The 18,625-nt window shown below is 53.5% G+C and carries 17 protein-coding genes; 16 read left to right on the forward strand and 1 reads right to left on the reverse strand.

Annotation, left to right across the window (positions count from 1 at the left end; genetic code table 11):
• Positions 1-406 precede the first annotated feature (406 nt).
• From rpsB to rnhB, 15 genes are all read left to right on the forward strand, one after another.
• Positions 407-1,156 (forward strand): 30S ribosomal protein S2, encoded by a 750-nt coding sequence (gene rpsB, locus SBL51_RS15060; protein WP_317931875.1) that lies wholly within the window; start codon positions 407-409, stop codon positions 1,154-1,156.
• A gap of 140 nt (positions 1,157-1,296) precedes the next feature.
• Complete coding sequence (tsf, locus tag SBL51_RS15065) at positions 1,297-2,172, forward strand: translation elongation factor Ts (RefSeq protein WP_317931876.1); 876 nt, start codon at positions 1,297-1,299, stop codon at positions 2,170-2,172.
• A gap of 239 nt (positions 2,173-2,411) precedes the next feature.
• The gene (pyrH, locus tag SBL51_RS15070; protein WP_317931878.1) at positions 2,412-3,152 is read left to right on the forward strand and encodes a UMP kinase; all 741 of its coding nucleotides are present in this window, start codon (positions 2,412-2,414) and stop codon (positions 3,150-3,152) included.
• A gap of 34 nt (positions 3,153-3,186) precedes the next feature.
• On the forward strand, positions 3,187-3,744 hold the full coding sequence (gene frr / locus SBL51_RS15075; RefSeq protein WP_317931879.1) for a ribosome recycling factor: 558 nt from the start codon (positions 3,187-3,189) through the stop codon (positions 3,742-3,744).
• Positions 3,745-3,779: 35 nt separating this feature from the next.
• Positions 3,780-4,517, forward strand: a complete 738-nt coding sequence (uppS, locus tag SBL51_RS15080) for a polyprenyl diphosphate synthase (protein ID WP_317931880.1) — start codon at positions 3,780-3,782, stop codon at positions 4,515-4,517.
• A gap of 10 nt (positions 4,518-4,527) precedes the next feature.
• The gene (locus tag SBL51_RS15085) at positions 4,528-5,349 is read left to right on the forward strand and encodes a phosphatidate cytidylyltransferase (RefSeq protein WP_317931882.1); all 822 of its coding nucleotides are present in this window, start codon (positions 4,528-4,530) and stop codon (positions 5,347-5,349) included.
• A 45-nt stretch (positions 5,350-5,394) separates the two neighbouring features.
• Positions 5,395-6,612 carry a 1-deoxy-D-xylulose-5-phosphate reductoisomerase gene (gene ispC, locus SBL51_RS15090; RefSeq protein WP_317931883.1) on the forward strand — a complete coding sequence of 406 codons (1,218 nt, stop codon included), beginning with the start codon at positions 5,395-5,397 and terminating at the stop codon, positions 6,610-6,612.
• Positions 6,613-6,631: 19 nt separating this feature from the next.
• Positions 6,632-8,005 carry an RIP metalloprotease RseP gene (rseP, locus tag SBL51_RS15095; RefSeq protein ID WP_317931884.1) on the forward strand — a complete coding sequence of 458 codons (1,374 nt, stop codon included), beginning with the start codon at positions 6,632-6,634 and terminating at the stop codon, positions 8,003-8,005.
• Positions 8,006-8,275: 270 nt separating this feature from the next.
• Complete coding sequence (gene bamA / locus SBL51_RS15100) at positions 8,276-10,981, forward strand: outer membrane protein assembly factor BamA (protein ID WP_317931885.1); 2,706 nt, start codon at positions 8,276-8,278, stop codon at positions 10,979-10,981.
• A gap of 171 nt (positions 10,982-11,152) precedes the next feature.
• Positions 11,153-11,665, forward strand: coding sequence for an OmpH family outer membrane protein (locus SBL51_RS15105; RefSeq protein ID WP_317931886.1), 513 nt, complete (start codon positions 11,153-11,155; stop codon positions 11,663-11,665).
• A gap of 39 nt (positions 11,666-11,704) precedes the next feature.
• Positions 11,705-12,727, forward strand: a complete 1,023-nt coding sequence (lpxD, locus tag SBL51_RS15110) for a UDP-3-O-(3-hydroxymyristoyl)glucosamine N-acyltransferase (RefSeq protein WP_317931887.1) — start codon at positions 11,705-11,707, stop codon at positions 12,725-12,727.
• 171 nt (positions 12,728-12,898) lie between these two features.
• Positions 12,899-13,336, forward strand: a complete 438-nt coding sequence (gene fabZ, locus SBL51_RS15115; RefSeq protein WP_317931889.1) for a 3-hydroxyacyl-ACP dehydratase FabZ — start codon at positions 12,899-12,901, stop codon at positions 13,334-13,336.
• A gap of 27 nt (positions 13,337-13,363) precedes the next feature.
• Complete coding sequence (gene lpxA, locus SBL51_RS15120; RefSeq protein ID WP_317931890.1) at positions 13,364-14,140, forward strand: acyl-ACP--UDP-N-acetylglucosamine O-acyltransferase; 777 nt, start codon at positions 13,364-13,366, stop codon at positions 14,138-14,140.
• A gap of 2 nt (positions 14,141-14,142) precedes the next feature.
• Positions 14,143-15,285, forward strand: a complete 1,143-nt coding sequence (lpxB, locus tag SBL51_RS15125; RefSeq protein ID WP_317931891.1) for a lipid-A-disaccharide synthase — start codon at positions 14,143-14,145, stop codon at positions 15,283-15,285.
• A gap of 46 nt (positions 15,286-15,331) precedes the next feature.
• Positions 15,332-15,946: a ribonuclease HII gene (gene rnhB, locus SBL51_RS15130; RefSeq protein ID WP_317931893.1), complete on the forward strand. Its 615-nt coding sequence runs from the start codon at positions 15,332-15,334 to the stop codon at positions 15,944-15,946.
• A 4-nt stretch (positions 15,947-15,950) separates the two neighbouring features.
• Here the strand turns inward: rnhB and pabC are convergent, their stop codons facing one another.
• Positions 15,951-16,799, reverse strand: coding sequence for an aminodeoxychorismate lyase (gene pabC / locus SBL51_RS15135; protein ID WP_317931895.1), 849 nt, complete (start codon positions 16,797-16,799; stop codon positions 15,951-15,953).
• 138 nt (positions 16,800-16,937) lie between these two features.
• On the opposite strand from pabC, the gene SBL51_RS15140 reads away from it, so the two are divergent.
• On the forward strand, positions 16,938-18,335 hold the full coding sequence (locus SBL51_RS15140; protein ID WP_317931896.1) for a DUF4397 domain-containing protein: 1,398 nt from the start codon (positions 16,938-16,940) through the stop codon (positions 18,333-18,335).
• Positions 18,336-18,625: the final 290 nt, after the last annotated feature.

Below are 18,625 nucleotides of genomic sequence, written 5' to 3' on the forward strand. Positions count from 1 at the left end.
GATGGCTGCTTTGCGTTTAAATCAATGCTTTACGTGCAAACAAAATAGGTGGGCGGCACCCAAATAGACCAGAGATTGTAAACCATGGGTGGCGCTATCGATAGTAACTGGCCCGAAGCCGGGCATAAAAGAAAACTATCAGTAGTCACTACGGATGTATCTCCATTTGCGCTGTGTGGCTTTAGACGGCTTATCTTAGAGTGGTATTGGTGGGCGCGTTGTGGTATAAAGCGCGCCTCGTTTTGGGTGGTGCGGGGTTTTCGTGCTGCTCAGGCGACATTAAAGGTAACTAATCGTCACACATATACCGGCACAATCGCCTGGGTGCTCCCGGTCAGCTATCCGCTCTGGGAGTTGGCGCTTTGGGGTATATGGAGGCCTAACCCAAGACAATCAGGAATTCAAAATGCCACAAGTAAGCATGCGCGATATGCTGCAGGCCGGTGTCCACTTTGGCCACCAGACCCGCTACTGGAACCCCAAAATGAACCGTTTCATCTTCGGGGCCCGCAACAAGATTCACATCATCAACCTTGAGTACACTGCTCCAGCTTTCAACGAAGCCCTGGAAATTGTGCGTAAAATGGCCACCACCAAGAAGAAGATTCTGTTTGTGGGTACCAAACGCGCCGCCCAGAAGAGCATTCGTGAGCAGGCTGAACGCGCTGGCCAGCCTTACGTTAGCCACCGTTGGTTGGGTGGTATGCTGACCAACTACAAGACCATCCGTGCTTCTATCCGTCGCTACCGTGAGCTTGAGGCTCAAAGCCAGGACGGTACTTTCGAAAAGTTGACCAAAAAAGAGGCCCTGATGCGCACCCGAACCATGGAGAAGCTTGAGCGCTCCATCGGTGGTATTAAAGATATGGGTGGTCTGCCCGATGCGCTGTTCGTTATCGATGTTGAGCACGAGCGTATCGCCATTCAGGAAGCCAACAAGCTGGGCATTCCGGTTATTGGTGTGGTTGATACCAACAGCAGCCCGGAAGGTGTTGATTACGTTATCCCTGGTAACGACGATGCTATTCGCGCAATCAAACTCTACACCAGTGCTATTGCCGACGCCTGTTTAGAAGGTGCAGCCAACAGCCAAGCGCCAGCCAAAGACGAGTACGTTGAAGCTGACGATGGTGAGCCCGCCGCCGCAGGCGAGTAAGCCTCTGCCGCAGCGTCCGCTGTCATATGGGTGGCATGTGGGCGCGCTATAAACCGGCACAGCCAAAATAGAGTCAGCAAGAGGGGCGCATAGCCCCTTTTGTTTAACAAACAACCAATTCTTTACATGAGGATAGGACAATGGCAGCTTTTTCTGCAGCCTTGGTAAAAGATCTCCGTGAGCGTACCGGCCTGGGTATGATGGAGTGTAAAAAAGCATTGACTGAAGCCGATGGCGATATCGAACTGGCCATTGAGAACCTGCGTAAGGCCAGTGGCCTGAAAGCCGCCAAGAAAGCCGACCGTACCGCCGCAGATGGCGTTGTGGCTGCCCGCGTTGCCGAAGATGGCAGCTACGCGATTGTTCTGGAAGTGAACAGTGAAACCGACTTCGTCGCCCGTGACGAAGGCTTCCTGGGATTCGTGGGCACCGTGCTGGATAAATCCTTTGCTGATAAGCAAACCGATATCGCCGCCCTGATGGCTGGTGAGTTGGAAGATGCCCGCGAGAAGCTGGTACAGAAAATTGGTGAGAATATCACCGTACGTCGTATCTCTTTGGTGGAAGCCAATGGCGGTGCCGTAGGTATCTATGTTCACTCCAACAACCGTATCGCTTCCGCAGTACAGGTCTCCAACCAGGACTCAGATCTGGCCAAAGAGATCGCCATGCACGTGGCCGCGGTTAACCCACGGGTGAACAAGCCGGAAGATATGCCGCAAGAACTGCTGGAAAAAGAGAAAGAGATCATCAAGGCTCAGCCTGACATGGCTGGTAAGCCAGACAACATCGTTGAGAAGATGATGGTTGGCCGTATCAACAAGTTCTTGAAAGAGAGCAGCCTGGTACAGCAACCTTTCGTTAAGAATCCCGATGTGACCGTTGGTCAGCTGGCGAAAGATGCCGGCGCCGATGTGGTTGGCTTTATTCGCCTGGAAGTGGGCGAGGGTATCGAAAAAGAGGTGGTGGATTTCGCCGCTGAGGTAGCTGCTCAGGTAGAAGCCTCCAAGTCTTAAGTGACGCCCATTAAGGTTGCGGGTGCCGCTATCGCTACGGTGCCTGGCCCGTACCTAAAAAAGGAAAGCTCTGCTTTCCTTTTTTTTTGCCCGGTGCTCAGCGATGAGTGGCTGTGGTTGGCGTGTCTTAAGCTTTACGAAATGTTTGGAATCATACAAGTTAAAGACAATTGGCTTGTGAAATTGAGCTGGCTTCCTGGTACACTGCGCTCAATTTTTATTTGGTGGAGCAGAAAAGGATGCCGTCGGCCCGGGATAAAAAATACAAACGTATATTGTTAAAGCTCAGTGGTGAGCAACTGATGGGCGAAGAGGGGTTCGGCATTGACCCCAAAGTACTCGATAAAATGGCGCTGGAGATTGGCCAGCTGGTCGGTATCGGTGTTCAGGTCGGGCTGGTGATTGGTGGTGGTAACCTGTTTCGCGGCGCGGCCTTGAGTGCAGCTGGTCTCGACCGGGTCACTGGTGATCATATGGGTATGTTGGCCACTGTGATGAATGCTCTGGCCATGCGCGACGCATTGGAGCGCTCTAATATTAGCTGCAGTGTGATGTCGGCGATTCCCATGAGCGGTATTGTCGAGCACTACGACCGCCGCCGGGCAATTCGCTTTTTGGAGGCCGGTGAAGTGGTGATTTTTGCCGCGGGTACCGGTAATCCATTTTTTACCACCGATTCAGCCGCCTGTTTACGGGGTATCGAGGTTGAGGCCGATCTGGTGTTGAAGGCCACCAAGGTGGATGGCGTCTACACCGCCGACCCAATGTTGGATCCCACCGCCGTGAAATACGATCGCCTCAGCTTTGATGAGGTGCTGGCTAAGAAACTGGGCGTGATGGACCTGACCGCAATCTGCCTGTGTCGCGAGCACGACCTGCCGGTCCGGGTTTTCCAAATGGACAAGGTCGGCGCACTGTTGAACATCATTACTGGAGGTTCTGAGGGCACGCTTATTGAAGAGAGCAGAGCCTCCGCGTGAGCCTGCGTGCCAATAGAGTTGGAGAATTACACCCATGATCAATGAGATAAAAAAGGACGCTGAAGACCGGATGGGAAAGTCGGTCGAAGCGCTTGGACACAACTTCAATAAAATCCGCACCGGCCGGGCACACCCGAGCCTGTTGGACGGTATCACCATCAACTACTACGGTAGCGATACCCCATTGAGCCAGGCCGCCAACGTCAGCGTTCTTGATGCCCGCACCCTCTCCATCAGCGCCTGGGACAGATCCCTGGTGCCTGAAATTGAAAAAGCGATTATGAAATCGGACCTGGGTTTGAATCCTTCCACCACCGGTGAGCTGATTCGCATCCCGATGCCGGCGCTGACGGAAGAGACCCGTAAAGGATTTATCAAAACCGCTCGTGCCGAGGCGGAGCAAGCTCGGGTTTCCATCCGCAATATTCGCCGCGATGCCATCAGTGAGTTGAAAAACCTGCAGAAAGAGAAGGAGATCAGTGAGGACGACGAGCGTCGCGCCGCCGACGAGGTCCAGAAAATCACTGATAAATATATCGCCAAGGTCGATAGCGCCCTGGCTGATAAAGAAAAGGACTTAATGGAAATATAAACGTTGCGCAGTGCCGTAACGTGGAAGAGGTAGGCGTGACGATAGAACCATTGAAGCACGTTGCCATAATAATGGATGGCAACAACCGCTGGGCAAAACAGCGTGGCATGCTTGGTAGTAGTGGCCACAAGGCGGGTGTGGAGCGTATCCGTGATGTGCTGACCGCCTGCACCGACCATAAAATCGAAGTGATTACCCTGTTCGCTTTCAGTAGCGAGAACTGGCGCCGCCCGCCAAAAGAGGTAGAGGCATTGATGGGGCTCTTCCTCAGCTATCTGCGCCGAGAGGCGAAAAAGCTCAATAAAGAAGGTGTGAGAATTCGTATCATCGGTGATCGCACTCGCTTTAGTGGCCGTATACAGCAAGCCATCGCCGATGCCGAGTCGATTGCCAATAGCGGCGACCGAACCTTGGTGATTGCAGCCGATTACGGTGGCAAGTGGGATATCGCCAACGCCTGTAAGCAGCTGGCCGAACAGGTAGCCAAGGGCGAATTGGCGCCTGAGGCCATCGACGAAGAGCTGCTTAATCAATACACCAGCCTGGCCGATATGCCGCCTGTGGATCTGTTGATTCGCACCGGTGGTGAGCTGCGCATCAGTAATTTTCTGTTGTGGCAGTGTGCCTACGCTGAGTTCTATTTCACCGACGTCTTTTGGCCCGATTTTGATGCCGCTGAGCTGAAAAAGGCCGTCGATAGCTTCTATACTCGCCAGCGCCGTTTTGGTGGCCGTGTGGAAGATCAAAAGAGTTCGGGGATCGCGAGTGCTTAAGCAAAGAGTCATGAGTGCCGTGGTTATGGCACTGGTGTTTCTGGGTGTCCTGTTCTATCTACCGCCGGGTGGTTTTCTTATCTTCATCTCCCTGGGCACCGCTGTCGGTGCCTGGGAGTGGGCCAACCTGGCAGGTATCTCCATTCGTTACAAGAAAGCAGGCTATCTGCTCCTCGTGGCGGCCCTGGTACTCCTCTGCAGCTGGTTTCTGGCGGTGGACACCCACTTCACCTTGCACAATGAAGCCGGTCTTAAATCCCTCTTTTTGATAGCGCTGTTTTGGTGGTGTGTTGCTCTGCTGTGGGTGCAGGGCTATCCCTCCAGTTCCATTTTATGGGGCTCCACCCCGGTCCGCCTGGTGATGGGAGTGTTTGTCCTGGTGCCTACCTGGATCGGTTTGCTCTATATTCGGACCCTGGATCAAGGCAGTTGGCTGGTGCTGCTATTGGTGGCGGCGGTCTCCTTTGCCGATATTGGCGCCTATTTCACTGGAAAGCTGATTGGTAAGCGCCGACTGGCAGCTTCGGTTAGCCCTGGTAAATCCTGGGAGGGCTTTTTGGGCGGCTTTGCGGCCAGCCTGTTGCTGGCGGGGGTTGTTGGCCATTTTTGGGCTCCGTCGGATCGCCTTTGGATGCTGCTGTTGGTGGCTCCCGCCGCGCTTATTTCCGTGCTGGGTGATCTACTCGAAAGCATGGTTAAGCGCCACCGCGGTGTCAAAGACAGCGGTCTGATTCTGCCTGGACACGGTGGGGTTTTGGATCGAGTTGATGGTATGACCGCCGCAGTACCGGTGTTCGCGTTCATTCTGTTGATCTCTGGGATGCGTTTTTAAAGACGGTTGCAGTGTCAGCTGTATGACCGGTCATAGGACAAATTAATGCAAAAAATTACCTTATTGGGCTCTACCGGATCGATTGGTCGCAGTGCGCTGGACGTTATCAGTCGCCATCCCGATGCCTACCAGGTATTTGCGTTAACGGCAAACAGCAATGTCGAACTGCTGGTGGCCCAGTGCCAGCAGTTTCGACCGGCGGTCGCGGTTATCAAGGATGACACGCTTGTCGATCAGCTTGCGGAGCGGCTGCAGGCGCTCTCGTTAGCGACTGTGGTGTTGTCTGGTGAAGCCGGTCTTTGCCAGGTGAGTAATGCCAATGAGGTCGATACCGTACTGGCGGCCATTGTGGGGGCGGCTGGCCTGGAGCCAACCCTGGCGGCGGTTAAGTCCGGCAAACGGGTACTGCTGGCCAACAAAGAGTCGCTGGTAATGGCCGGTGGTCTGTTTATGGATGCCGTTGCCACCAATGGTTGCACTTTGTTGCCCATTGATAGTGAACATAATGCTATCTTCCAATGTCTACCCAGGAACTTCGGGCCTCTGGCCGAGGTGGGTGTCGAACGTATTCTGCTGACTGCATCGGGTGGGCCATTTCGCACCACCCCCTTGGAGCAGCTGCTATCGGTTACTCCCGATCAGGCCTGTGCCCACCCTAATTGGTCCATGGGACGGAAGATTTCGGTCGATTCCGCCACCATGATGAATAAAGGCCTGGAGCTGATTGAAGCCTGCTGGCTGTTTGATGCCAAGCCCGAACAGGTGCAGGTGGTGATCCACCCGCAGAGTGTGATCCACTCGATGGTGCAGTACACCGATGGCTCAGTATTGGCGCAGATGGGCAACCCGGATATGCGCACCCCCATCGCTCATGCTTTGGCCTGGCCAAGTCGAATTGACTCCGGGGTTGAGCCGCTCGATCTGTTCGCGGTGGCCAGGCTCGATTTCGAGCCGCCGGATCTGCGCCGTTTTCCCTGTCTGCGGCTGGCGATGCAGGCGGCAGAGGCGGGCAACACCATGGCGGCGGTGGTGAATGCCGCCAATGAGGTGGCTGTGGAGGCCTTTTTGCAGGAGCGTATCGGCTATATGGCGATTGCTGAGGTGATCGAGGCGACGGTCGAGCGGGTGGCTATGCCGGTGGCGAAGGATCTGGAGACGGTAAAAGCGGTGGATTTGCAGGCGCGAGCCAAAGCGGCAGAGGTAATTGTCCGGGGTCGTCAAACGATAGGGGTTCCTCTGGCAGGACTGGAACCCGCTCCCTAACTCAATTGTAGAACTTGCTATGTTGACGCTATTTTGGTTTTTGGTGGCCTTAGGCATTTTGGTTACCTTCCACGAATTTGGGCACTTTTACGTTGCCCGCCGTATGGGCGTGAAGGTATTGCGCTTCTCCATTGGCTTTGGCAAGCCGTTTGTTACCTGGCGCGATAAGCTCGGCACAGAGTTCGCCATCGCGGCCATACCTCTGGGCGGCTATGTCAAGATGCTGGATGAGCGTGAAGGCCCAGTGGCAGATGAAGAGCTGCAGAACTCTTTTACCCGCAAGAGCGTCTGGGCGCGCATTGCCATCGTCGCCGCGGGCCCCCTGGCCAATTTCGTACTGGCGGTGCTGCTCTTTTGGGTAACCTTTATGCCGGCCCGCTACGAGGTGGCGCCGGTGGTGGGCAGTGTGATGGAAGGCTCCGTTGCCGATCAGGCCGGGCTTGAAGCCGGCCAGGAGATCATCGCTGTCGATGGCAAACCGACCCCGAATTGGCAGACCCTGAGCCAGGCGCTGTTGCACCGCCTGGGTGAGTCGGGTGAGATTGTCTTTACGGTGAAATACCCGGACTCCGACCTGGAATACCTCAACCAGGCCTACCTGGACAACTGGCTGAAAGGTGATCAGGCCCCCGACCCCTTCAAAGGTTTGGGGTTGGAACTGTTCCAGCCGAAGAGTGAGCCACGCGCCTCCGGTGTGGTGGCCGACTCACCCGCGGCCGCGGCCGGAGTGGTTGCCGGGGACCTTTTCGTTGCCGCCAATGGCCAGCTGCTGGCCACCGGCCGGGATCTGAGCAATGCCATCGCCGGCCACGCCAATGTTCCCATTACCTTTACTGTGCTGCGCCAGGGGGTGGAGCAGGACCTTGTGATCACGCCTCGCAAACTGGAGGCCGATGGCGAATCTTTCGTCGGTATCGGCATTCGCTTTCCCGAGGCCAGCTGGCCGCCGGGTATGTTGCATGAGAAGCGCTTTTCAGTTCCTCAGGCGTTTGTTGCTGCAGTAGATAAAACCTGGTCAACCAGCACAATTGTGTTCGTTTCCATCAAGAAACTGATTGTTGGTGAAATCTCGACGAAAAGCTTGAGTGGGCCTTTTACCATTGCTAAAGTGGCGGGCGATTCCGCCAAGGCCGGCTGGATAGTGTTTGTCACCGTGTTGGCGTCATTGAGCGTTAACCTGGCCGTACTAAATTTACTGCCTATCCCGGTGTTGGATGGGGGCCATCTGCTTTTCTACTTAATTGAAGCGGTGAAGGGCAAACCTGTATCACAACGGGTGCAGACCATCGGCTACCAATTGGGCCTGTTTTTGGTAGCTGGCATCATGATACTGGCGTTTTACAACGACATCGTCAGTATTTTTCAGGGGCGATTATTTGGGCTTCCGACCTAACCTGACGGTGGCCGGCGGATGTTCGCCACTCTGTTGGGGAACCGCCGCTGCTGTTTGCTATCCAAAGGCAACGGCTTGAAGTCGGTTACCAGGGTAACCATCGTTTAGTTATTTTTTCGGGTTAACAATCGTCTACCAATTATCCATGCCAATAATAAAATCCAACATCTCTCCTCTAGGCTTGGGCTCATTTATCCGTCGGTTCAGATGCTCCGTTGTTGCGCTATCTGTCTCGTGTACATTTCTCTCTGATTGATCTTTCCATTACTTATGAGTCGTCTGTTTATCTGTTGCGTATTCTCGCTGTTGTTTTCTGTCGCTGCCTCGGCTGAATCGTTTCGTGTCGACGACATTCGTGTCCAGGGCTTGCAGCGAGTCTCTGCCGGTACGGTGTTTGCCGCGTTGCCAATACAGGTGGGCGACCAAATTGAAGAGGTGGATATTCAGCGCCTGACGCGCGCGCTGTTCCGTACCGGATTCTTCGAAGATATCGCCATCGGCCGTGATGGCAATGTGCTGGTGGTTGTGGTTGCTGAGCGGCCAGCCATCAGCTCCATCACCCTAGATGGTAACAAGGCGATTAAATCTGAGGATCTGCTGCAGGGCTTGACCGATAACGGTCTGTCGGAAGGGCAGATCTTCAAGCGGGCGACGCTGGAAGGGCTAACCCAGGAGCTGGAGCGTCAGTACGTTGCCCAGGGGCGCTACAGTGCCAGCGTCGACGCCGAAGTGGTGCAACTGCCGCGCAACCAGGTTGAGATTAAAATCAACGTGGATGAAGGTAAGGTTGCCAAGATTCGCCACGTTAATGTCGTGGGTAACCACCAGTTTGATGAGCAGGAGCTGCTCGATCTTTTTGAGTTGGGTACCGGCGGTTGGTTCTCCTGGTTCAGCAGCAAAAATAAGTACTCCAAGGAGAAGCTCTCCGGTGACCTGGAGCGGCTGGAGTCCTTCTATCTGGACCGCGGTTACCTCAAGTTCAGTATCGACTCCACTCAGGTCTCGTTGAGCCCTGATAAAGAGGGCGTTTATATCACTGTAAACATCACCGAGGGCGATGTTTACAAAGTGAGCGAGGTGGAGCTGGCGGGTGATCTGGTGGTGGATGAGTCGATTATCCGGCGCCTGATTCTGGTGAGCGAAGGACAGAACTTCTCCCAGGTATTGATGACCACTACCTCCGAATACATTACCAAACGCTTGGGTAATGAGGGCTACACCTTTGCCGACGTGCGCGGCATTCCCGAGCGCAACGACGATGATAAAACCGTAAAAATCACCTTCTTTGTCGACCCAGGTAAACGTGCCTACGTTCGCCGGATTGATTTCCGTGGTAATACCAAGACTTCCGATGAAGTATTGCGCCGGGAGATGCGGCAAATGGAGGGTGGTTCCGCCTCTACGGCCGCCATCGAACAGTCCAAAGTGCGTTTGGAGCGGTTGGGCTTTTTCAAAGAGGTTAACGTTGATACCCGCGAAGTGCCCGGCAGCTCTGATCAGGTCGATGTTGAGTACACCGTTGAGGAGCAACCCTCTGGCAGCATCGGTGCCAGTATCGGTTACGCTCAGGGCACCGGTCTTACCTTGGGTGCCAATGTTCAGCAGGACAACTGGTTCGGTACCGGTAAGTCGGTGGGCTTTGCCTTGAGCCGCAGTAAGTACCAAACCGTTTACAGCTTCAACTTTAACGACCCCTATTTCACGCCCGACGGCGTCAGCCGCGGCTTTAGCGTCTATCTCCGCAAGCGCGATTTCGGCCAGTTTGGTGTGGCCACCTACAACACCGATACCTATGGTGCCAGCGTTAGTTTTGGTTACCCCACATCGGAAATCTCCCGGTTGAGCATGTCGTTTGGCTACAACAACATCGCCATCGATACCGGTGCCGCAGCGGTACAGGAGATTCGCTCAAGCCCGCGACTGCTGGAAGGGGACCTGGTTAGTCAGAGCTACGTTACCCAGGAGATCGCCGATCAGATCGATCTGCTTAACAACGATCTGGTGGATGACGTCAATGGTGACGGTATTATCGACCAGTCCGAAATAGATCTCTTCCTGGACTCGGACGGCAATCGCACCGATGAAGCGACAGATGGCACTATCGATCCCTACGACTACACCGACCTCGACACCCGCTTCCCAAGCAGCGACCCGGTAGTGGTATTGCGTAACCCATCCGGCTTCATCGACAAAAACGGTGACAGTTTCAATATGTTCACCGTTACCTTGGGCTGGCGGGAGTCGACCCTGAACCGCGGTCGTCTGGCGACCCGGGGTGCTTCGCAATCGATTTCGCTGGAGGCGAGTGTGCCTGGCAGCGATCTGGAGTACTACAAGTTCATCTACGATGCCCAGTACTTCCAGCCATTGACCCGGGATTTGACTCTGCGTCTGCGCACCCAGCTCGGTTACGCGGACGCCTACGGCAACACCACCGAGTTGCCCTTCTTTGAGCACTTCTATGGTGGTGGCTTTGGTTCGGTACGGGGCTTTGAGCGCAACACGCTGGGACCACGGGCCTCGCCGGCTTATGCCTACAACACGGTCTATCTGCAGGCGCTCGACAACAATGGCGATGGGATAGTGGATCAGTACGATAACCTGGCTTACATCATCGACGACGAGACCGGACAACTGTCCACTCGTCAGATTACCCGCAGCGATAGTCCCTTTGGCGGCAATGTCTCGATAGAATTTGGTGCCGAGGTGCTTTTCCCGCTGCCCTTTATCAAGGATCAGCGCTCGTTACAGTCGGCCTTCTTTATCGATGCGGGTAACGTGTTTGATACCAGCTGTGCTGAAACCCAGCTCAACTGCTACGACGTTGACCTCAATAAACTGAGCTCTTCCTTTGGCTTGGGCTTAACCTGGATTACCGGTTTTGGGCCGTTGACCTTCAGTATCGCCAAGCCGATTAAGAGCCAGGAAGAGGACAAACGGGAGTTTTTCCAATTCTCTCTGGGTACCGCTTTCTAGCGCAGCAGGGCTGATTGGGGCAAAAACGGATAAAAATTTGGGTAAGGGAGTAGAACCGCTTGCCTGACAAGGCCATAATGCCGGCCGTTTAGTGCGCGGCTGTTGCTATGGCCTTCACGGTTCGACCCTGGGTCGGCCTTTAATACGCACCCTTATCAAGGAGCTAAATCAGTGATTAACCTTAAAACCATTTTTGCGCTGGCATTGTTGAGCTTGGGCTCTGTGCCCGCCTTTGCTGCCGGCAAAGTCGTTATCTTTAACTTTGAAAAAGCCATTTTGAGCACCGAAGCGGCGAAAAAAGTGAGCGCGGATCTGCAAGCCAATGCCGAGTTTGCCGCTATGCAAGCCAAATACGAAGGCATTGTTGCCGACCTGGAAAAGCTGCGTGATGAGCAGATGAGCAAGGGTATGACCTGGAACGCGGATCAACAGGCTGAGCACCGCAAAAAGGTAGAGTACCTGCGCGCCGATCTGGAGTTGGCCCAGAAGAAGATTCAAGCCGAGCAGAACGCCGCTGTACGCAGCCTGCTGGGTGAGTTCGAAGGGAAAACCAAGCAGGTATTGAACGAAGTGATTCAGGCTGAGGGCATCGCCATCGTGCTGAACGCACAATCGGTCTACTACGCGGAGCCGAGTGCAGATATTACCGCGATGGTTACTGAAAAACTGAACAAAATGAAGTAACAGAGCTGCGGCAAGAGCTCAGGCAAAGGGTGTGAGCGATTGATTTCACTGAGTGAGTTAGCCAATCAGATTGGCGCTGAATTGAGAGGGGATGAGCTCTATGCTGTCTCCGGCTTGAACACACCGGATCAGGCAACGGCTGCCCAGGTGGCGTTTGTTGCTCGCGCCGAGTTTCTTCCGCAATTAGCCGGCACTAAAGCTGGTGCTGTTATTCTTACCCAGGCGGGAGCCGAGGCGTCTGGCTTCCAGGGCAACTGCCTGCTGGTCGATGATCCCTATCTTGCTTACGCCAAAGCTAGTCGATTGTTTGATCATCACTTTCATCGCCGCGGCGCTGGCGTTCACGCCTCGGCGGTGGTGGCCGATGGTGTTGTGCTGGGTTCCGACGTTCAGATTGGAGCCAACGCGGTGGTCGAGAGCGGTGCGGTTATTGAGTCTGGTGTGGTGATTGGCCCCGGCTGCTTTATTGGTGCCGATACCAAAATTGGTGCGGATACCCTGCTGCACGCCAACGTCACTATTTATCATCAAGTGGAGTTGGGTAAAGCCTGTGTTATTCACAGTGGTACTGTACTTGGCAGCGATGGCTTCGGGTTCGCACCATCGCCCGCTGGTTGGGTGAAAATCCATCAACTCGGTCGAGTCATCGTTGGTGACCGTGTCGAAATCGGGGCGAACACGGCGATCGATCGCGGTGCTCTGGGCGATACGGTAATCGCCGATGGTGTGATTATCGATAACTTGGTGCACATCGCACACAATGTCGCGGTGGGCAATAACACCGCTATTGCCGGTTGCTGCGGTTTTGCCGGCAGCACCAAAATCGGTGCGAACTGCACCTTTGCCGGCCAGGTAGGTGTCACCGGTCATATCGAGATCACCGACAACGCTCACTTTATGGGTAAGGCGATGGTAACCAATTCTGTCACCGAACCGGGTGTCTACGCCTCTGGCATTCCGCTGGCCCCAGTGAAAAAATGGCGTAAAAATGCTGTCCGCTTCGGGCAGTTGGATGAGTTGGCCCGGCTGCTCAGCCGCCTGGCAAAGAAGCTGGGCGAGTAACTTCCTCCCGCCCGGCCACACAATTTCCCTGCAACACTCCCGCTATTGGTTAAAGGCAATGGGCTAATTCTATTTGCTATGAGATAATTGCCCGCTTACCGGCTTCATAAGCCAAGCATCGATTGGCCCCTCACAGGCCATTCATTAGGGGAACGATTAAAGGCCGTTTGTATGATGGATGTGAATGAAATTAAAGACTACCTGCCGCACCGGTTTCCATTTTTGCTGGTGGATCGGATTGTAGAGCTGGTGCCCAACGAGTCTATCGTTGGCTATAAAAATATTACAATTAACGAAGATGTATTTAATGGTCACTTCCCATCCGTTCCCATTTTTCCTGGGGTAATGATTATCGAGGCGCTGGCCCAGGTGTCTGGTGTGCTTGGTTTCAAATCGATGGATAAAACGCCGGAGGATGGCTCTATCTACCTGTTTGCCGGGGTCGACAATGTCCGTTTTCGTCGCCAGGTAATACCGGGCGACCGCCTGCAGCTGGCTTCCAAAGTTGTTTCTGTAAAGCGCGGTATCTGGAAATTTGATTGCGTCGCCTCCGTTGATGGCGAAACGGCCTGTTCCTGCGTGATCATGTGTGCAGATCGAAAAGTTTAGATTAATTGATGGATTGGAAAAGAACTGGTGAGCTTGATAGATCCACGTGCCATCATTGATCCAACCGCGGAGCTGGCCGAAGGTGTTACTGTTGGCCCCTGGTCCATTATTGGCCCGGGCGTAAAAATTGGAGCCAATACCATTGTCGAATCCCATGTGGTTATCAAGGGGCCGACCACCATTGGTGAACACAACCGAATTTTCCAATTCTCGACGGTAGGTGAAGATACCCCCGATTTAAAATATCGCGGCGAGCCAACCACGTTGGTTATCGGTGACGAAAACGTTATTCGAGAGGGTGTCACTATCCATCGCGGTACTGTTCAGGGCCGCAATGAAACCAAAATCGGTGATCGTAATTTGATCATGGCCTATGCCCATATTGGTCATGACAGCGTTATTGGTAGCAATTGCATCCTCGTCAATAATGCTGCTTTGGCAGGCCACGTTCATATCGATAATTGGGCTATTTTGGGCGGCTATTCTCTGGTACATCAATTTTGTTATATTGGCGCACACGCTTTTACCGGCATGGGTAGTGTCATTGGCAAAGATGTACCGGCCTATGTCATGGTTAATGGCAATCCCGCAGCGGCAAAAAGCATCAACAAAGAGGGGCTGCGTCGCCGCAACTTCAGTAAAGAGCAGATTGCCGCCATCAGTACCGGCTTTAAAATTATTTATCGTCGCGGGCTGACTGTCGATGAAGCGGTTGCCGCGCTGACCGAACTCGCCGCAGAAGAGGATTGCATCAACGCGATGATCACCTCTTTGGATGTCTCCAATCGGGGCATAGTCCGCTAGCTATGCCGGCACCACTGCGAATCGGCGTGGTGGTGGGTGAGCGCTCGGGAGATATCCTGGGTGCTGGCCTGATGCAGGCAATTCAAGCCCGTTTTCCTGATGCAGAGTTCACCGGCATTGGTGGTGAACAGATGCTGGCCATCGGTTTTAAATCTCTGTTCGATCAAGAACGATTAGCGGTGATGGGCTTAATTGAACCACTGAAACGCCTGCCAGAACTGTTATCCATCCGTCGTCAGTTATTCAACCATTTCGCCAATAATCCTCCCGACCTGTTCATCGGTATCGATTCGCCCGATTTTAATCTCGATTTAGAGCTGAAACTCAAGCAGCAGGGCGTTACCACGGTACATTATGTCAGCCCCTCGGTTTGGGCATGGCGGCAGGGGCGCGTCCATAAAATCGCCAAGGCGGTCGACCTAATACTCACGCTATTTCCCTTCGAGGCCGATTTTTACCAGCAGCATGGGGTGCCGGTGCAATTTGTTGGTCACCCGTTGGCGGATGAACTTGCGCCGGTGGCCGACAGTGGTTCGCTGCGCGAGGCGCTGGCTATGGAGCCTGACTCAACCTACTTGGCGCTACTGCCGGGTAGCCGGGAGGCGGAGGTGCGTCTGGTCGGCCCGCTGTTATGGCAGGCGGCCGCTTTGTGTTTGCACAAACTACCCAATTTAAAATTTATTGTACCGGCGGCAAACAGCGCTCGGCTTGAGCAGATTCATGAGCAGTTGAAGGGTTTCAGTGAGCTGCCCATCACCGTGGTTGCCGGGCAATCGCAACAGGTAATGGCCGCGGCCAATGCCGTGGTGATGGCTTCGGGTACCACTACGCTGGAGGCGCTCCTGCTGGGTAAACCCATGGTGGTGGCTTACCGGATGGCCTGGCTCTCCTACAAAATATTGTCGAAGCTGGTTAAATCGAAATACATCAGCTTGCCTAATCTTTTGGCGGATCAACCTCTGGTGCCGGAGCTGATCCAACATGATGCCACGCCCGAGGCAATAAGCGCGGCGATATTGCCACTGTTGATCGACGGCGACGAGCGCCAGGTGACATTGGCTGAGTTTGACCGTATTCGAAAAAGCCTGGCGTTAAATGCCAGCACACAGGCGGCCAGCGCAGTTCTGCAATTGATTGGCCGGTAACGTCTCACTCAAAAATAATTTAGAAACTGTAACAGGCAGATATGTTATGACGCTGAAACAGAGCTCACTCATTGCGGGTTGCGACGAGGTCGGTCGAGGTGCCGGTGCCGCTGATATCTATATTGGCTGTGTAATCTTGGATCCGGCAAAGCCGATTGCCGGCTTGCGCGATTCCAAAAAGCTGTCTGCCACCCGGCGCGAGCAACTGAGCGAAGAGATCAAAGAGAAGGCCCTGGCCTGGTCTATCGCCACCGCCAATTTGGATGAAATTATCGAACACAATGTGTTGGGAGCAACGCTGCTGGCGATGAGTAAAGCGGTGGCTCAGCTTTCAGTGACCCCAGAGCTGGTTTACGTGGATGGTAATAAGGCTCCCCAATTGACCGTGCCGGTGGAGACCATTATCAAAGGCGATGACAAGGTGCCGGCAATCAGTGCCGCCTCTATAATTGCCAAGGTGGCCCGGGATCAAAAAATGGTGGAGTGGCACGATCACTATCCCGAATATGGCTTTGATAAACACAAAGGCTATTTAACACAACTACACCTGCAGGCGCTGGAGAGCCATGGCCCTTGCCCTATACACCGGGTTACCTACGAACCAATCCGCCGGGTATTACTGGAACGCAAGGCTAAGAGCGACCAGTTGGGCATGTTCTAGCCGGCTAGTTTGCCTGCTGATTAATTAAATATTGTTGTAGCCTCTGCCCAAGCTCCACGCTGGGCAGTTCAAAGCAGCCCACCCGCGCAATCGGGAGCACCCCTATCAATGAATTACAGAGCAACAGTTCGTCGGCGGAGTAGAGTGTGTCGAGTGGTATGGGTTGTACACGGGTGTTGATCCCCAACGCGGGCGCTACAGTCTCTATAATATGGCGACGCATCACCCCGGCAACACCGGCGTTGGTTAGGTTGGGTGTTAGCAGGTCACCGTTTCTGGCCAAAAAGAGATTGGTCGCTATCCCTTCAATGAGCAAACCCTGCTGATCGGTGAGCAGCCCTTCATCGGCAACAGTGCCGCCGAGCTCCCTTCGCGCCAACACCTGTTCCAGGCGGCTAAGATGTTTAATGCCGGCGAGCTGAGGTTGCCGGGCCAGCCGTAACTTGCAGAGTTGTACCTGCCCAGGCGATTGCTCAACAAATTGTGGGTTGCTACCCGGATACCAACAGTAGTAGCAATCGGGTGGCAGATTGCCCGGGGTAGCGTAGCCTCTGGCCAGCCCTTTGCGCACCACCACAATTTTAAATACCCCATCACTTGGCTTACCCGGTTGTGCAGTGAATTGCTCAATTTGGGTTAAGACACTACTCAACTCGCGGCTAAAGGCGGGCTCCGCCAACACAATTCCCAGCTTGCTGCAGTCGGCCAGCAGTCGCTCCTTATGCAACGCCAGCAGCCTAGGCTTGCCGCCGGTAACCGCAATGGTTTCAAACAGACCATCGCCATAATTAAAGGCGCGGTTGTTAAAATTTTCAGCGGCAATGGCCTGGCCATTCAACCAAATATGGGACATGTGCGTTATACCCGGGTAGGTGGCTGATGGTGAGAATAGATTTGCCATCACTGCCAATAAGTTTCTTCAGGTTCGGTTAAGTTTACCACTGTTTTAATGCCGGGCTTGAATTTGGTTGTATTGTCGTTAGGAGTTTTTATGCCGGGTAAGTTGTTGTTAAAGGGAGCATTAACTGTAGTTTTTGCATTGGGTATGGTTGCCTGTGGCGGGGATGATGGTGGCGGTAGCTCCGACCCTGGGTATTTTCGCTTTGTCAATTTATCGGCTAACTCGCCCACCATTGAGTTGGAGATGGATGAAAACAGTTATTCTAAACGCGACTTTGGTGAATCCAGCAGTTTGGCCTCTATGGATGCCGACACTTACGAATTAAGCTTCAACCAGTTGTTGCCCAACACCGAGGATGATCAGTTTGTATCGGACTCCGATATTACCGTTTCGCAAAATGAGATCCTGACCTATATCGTCTACGGTGATGTTAACAGTATTGAAAAGCTCACCATTACCACCTACGTCGAAGATATTTTTGATGATGACTATGACCTGGACTTGGGGCGATTACAGTTTGTCCATCTGGCCCCTGAATTAGGTGATGTTGATATTTACCTGGTGGATGCCGGTGATGATCTGCTCAACCAGTCTTCGGAGCTCTTCTTAAGTTATGGCGATGTTTCGGATGCTGCCGATTTTGATATTGGTGATTATAAAATTATTGTGACGGCCGCTAATTCGCAAACCATTCTACTGGAGTCCGACAACATCGATATCGACTACGGTGAATCGTATATCTACTGTTTGGTCGAGGTTGAATCGGTTACCAGCGATCAACCCCATTATTCGTTGGTGGAACTGGACGAGGGTGCTTCCCGCGTTTATGCCAACGATGCCGAGCCGGCTCATATTCGCTTTAACAACGCGATTGCCGACATAGATGCAGTGGATATCTATCTTGATGCGGTTACCGGTGAAGAGGCTAACCTTGTTTTTGCCGGGGTTGAGTTTGGCGATATTTCGGGTGAAGCGCGCATCGATATTAAAGACGTCGACCGGGGCGATAGTCATGAGCTCTACATCACTGCGGCCGGATCTACAGAAACTCTTGAAAGTTTTGATATTGATGTTGATACTGACAGCCAGATGCTGATTACCGCCGCCGGGCTGATCTACGGTACCAGCAGTGAACGTGTGCGCTTGAATACCGTGAGTGAAGATCTGCGTGCGATTGATACCCATGCGAAGTTGATCTTTACCCATGCCATTGGCCAGGAGCGGGACGACTCCCTTGAATTTCTGGTGGTGGAGCACGGCGATGATCCCGATTCATTTTCACCGCAAATTACTATTGGTTACCTCTCTTCCAAAGAGTATGAAATTGAGCGCGGTGATTATGATGTTTATGTTTACAATGCCGATACAGGCAGCCTGCTACTTGAGCGCGAACTGAATGGTTTGGATAAAGGCGATGTTATTAATTTAACGGCAACAGAGGCGGAAGGTGGCAGTACCCCCTATCAACTCAAGGAAGTCGAAAACTGATGTTGGTGTAACAGGCAATAATGGCGTAGCAAAAAGCCACCGGCCGTTGCGACTGTTACTGATGAGTAATCGGCAGGTGCTCGCTGTTACGCCCCAATTGCAACTGGGTAATGAATTGTCGGATGAGTGGGTGTTGATTGATTGCCAGTCAGCACCCCCGGCCGTATCATCCGACACAAGCCTCGCTACAGATTTGGCTGCCACGCCCGCGCAGGAGGCTTTCCGTTGGTCTAAGTTTGTGAGCCGGCGTCGAAATAAAAAAGGTAGTAAGTCGCAGGGTTCGAACTGGC

This window comes from Halioxenophilus sp. WMMB6 (genome assembly GCF_033283405.1).
GTDB lineage: Bacteria > Pseudomonadota > Gammaproteobacteria > Pseudomonadales > Cellvibrionaceae > Halioxenophilus.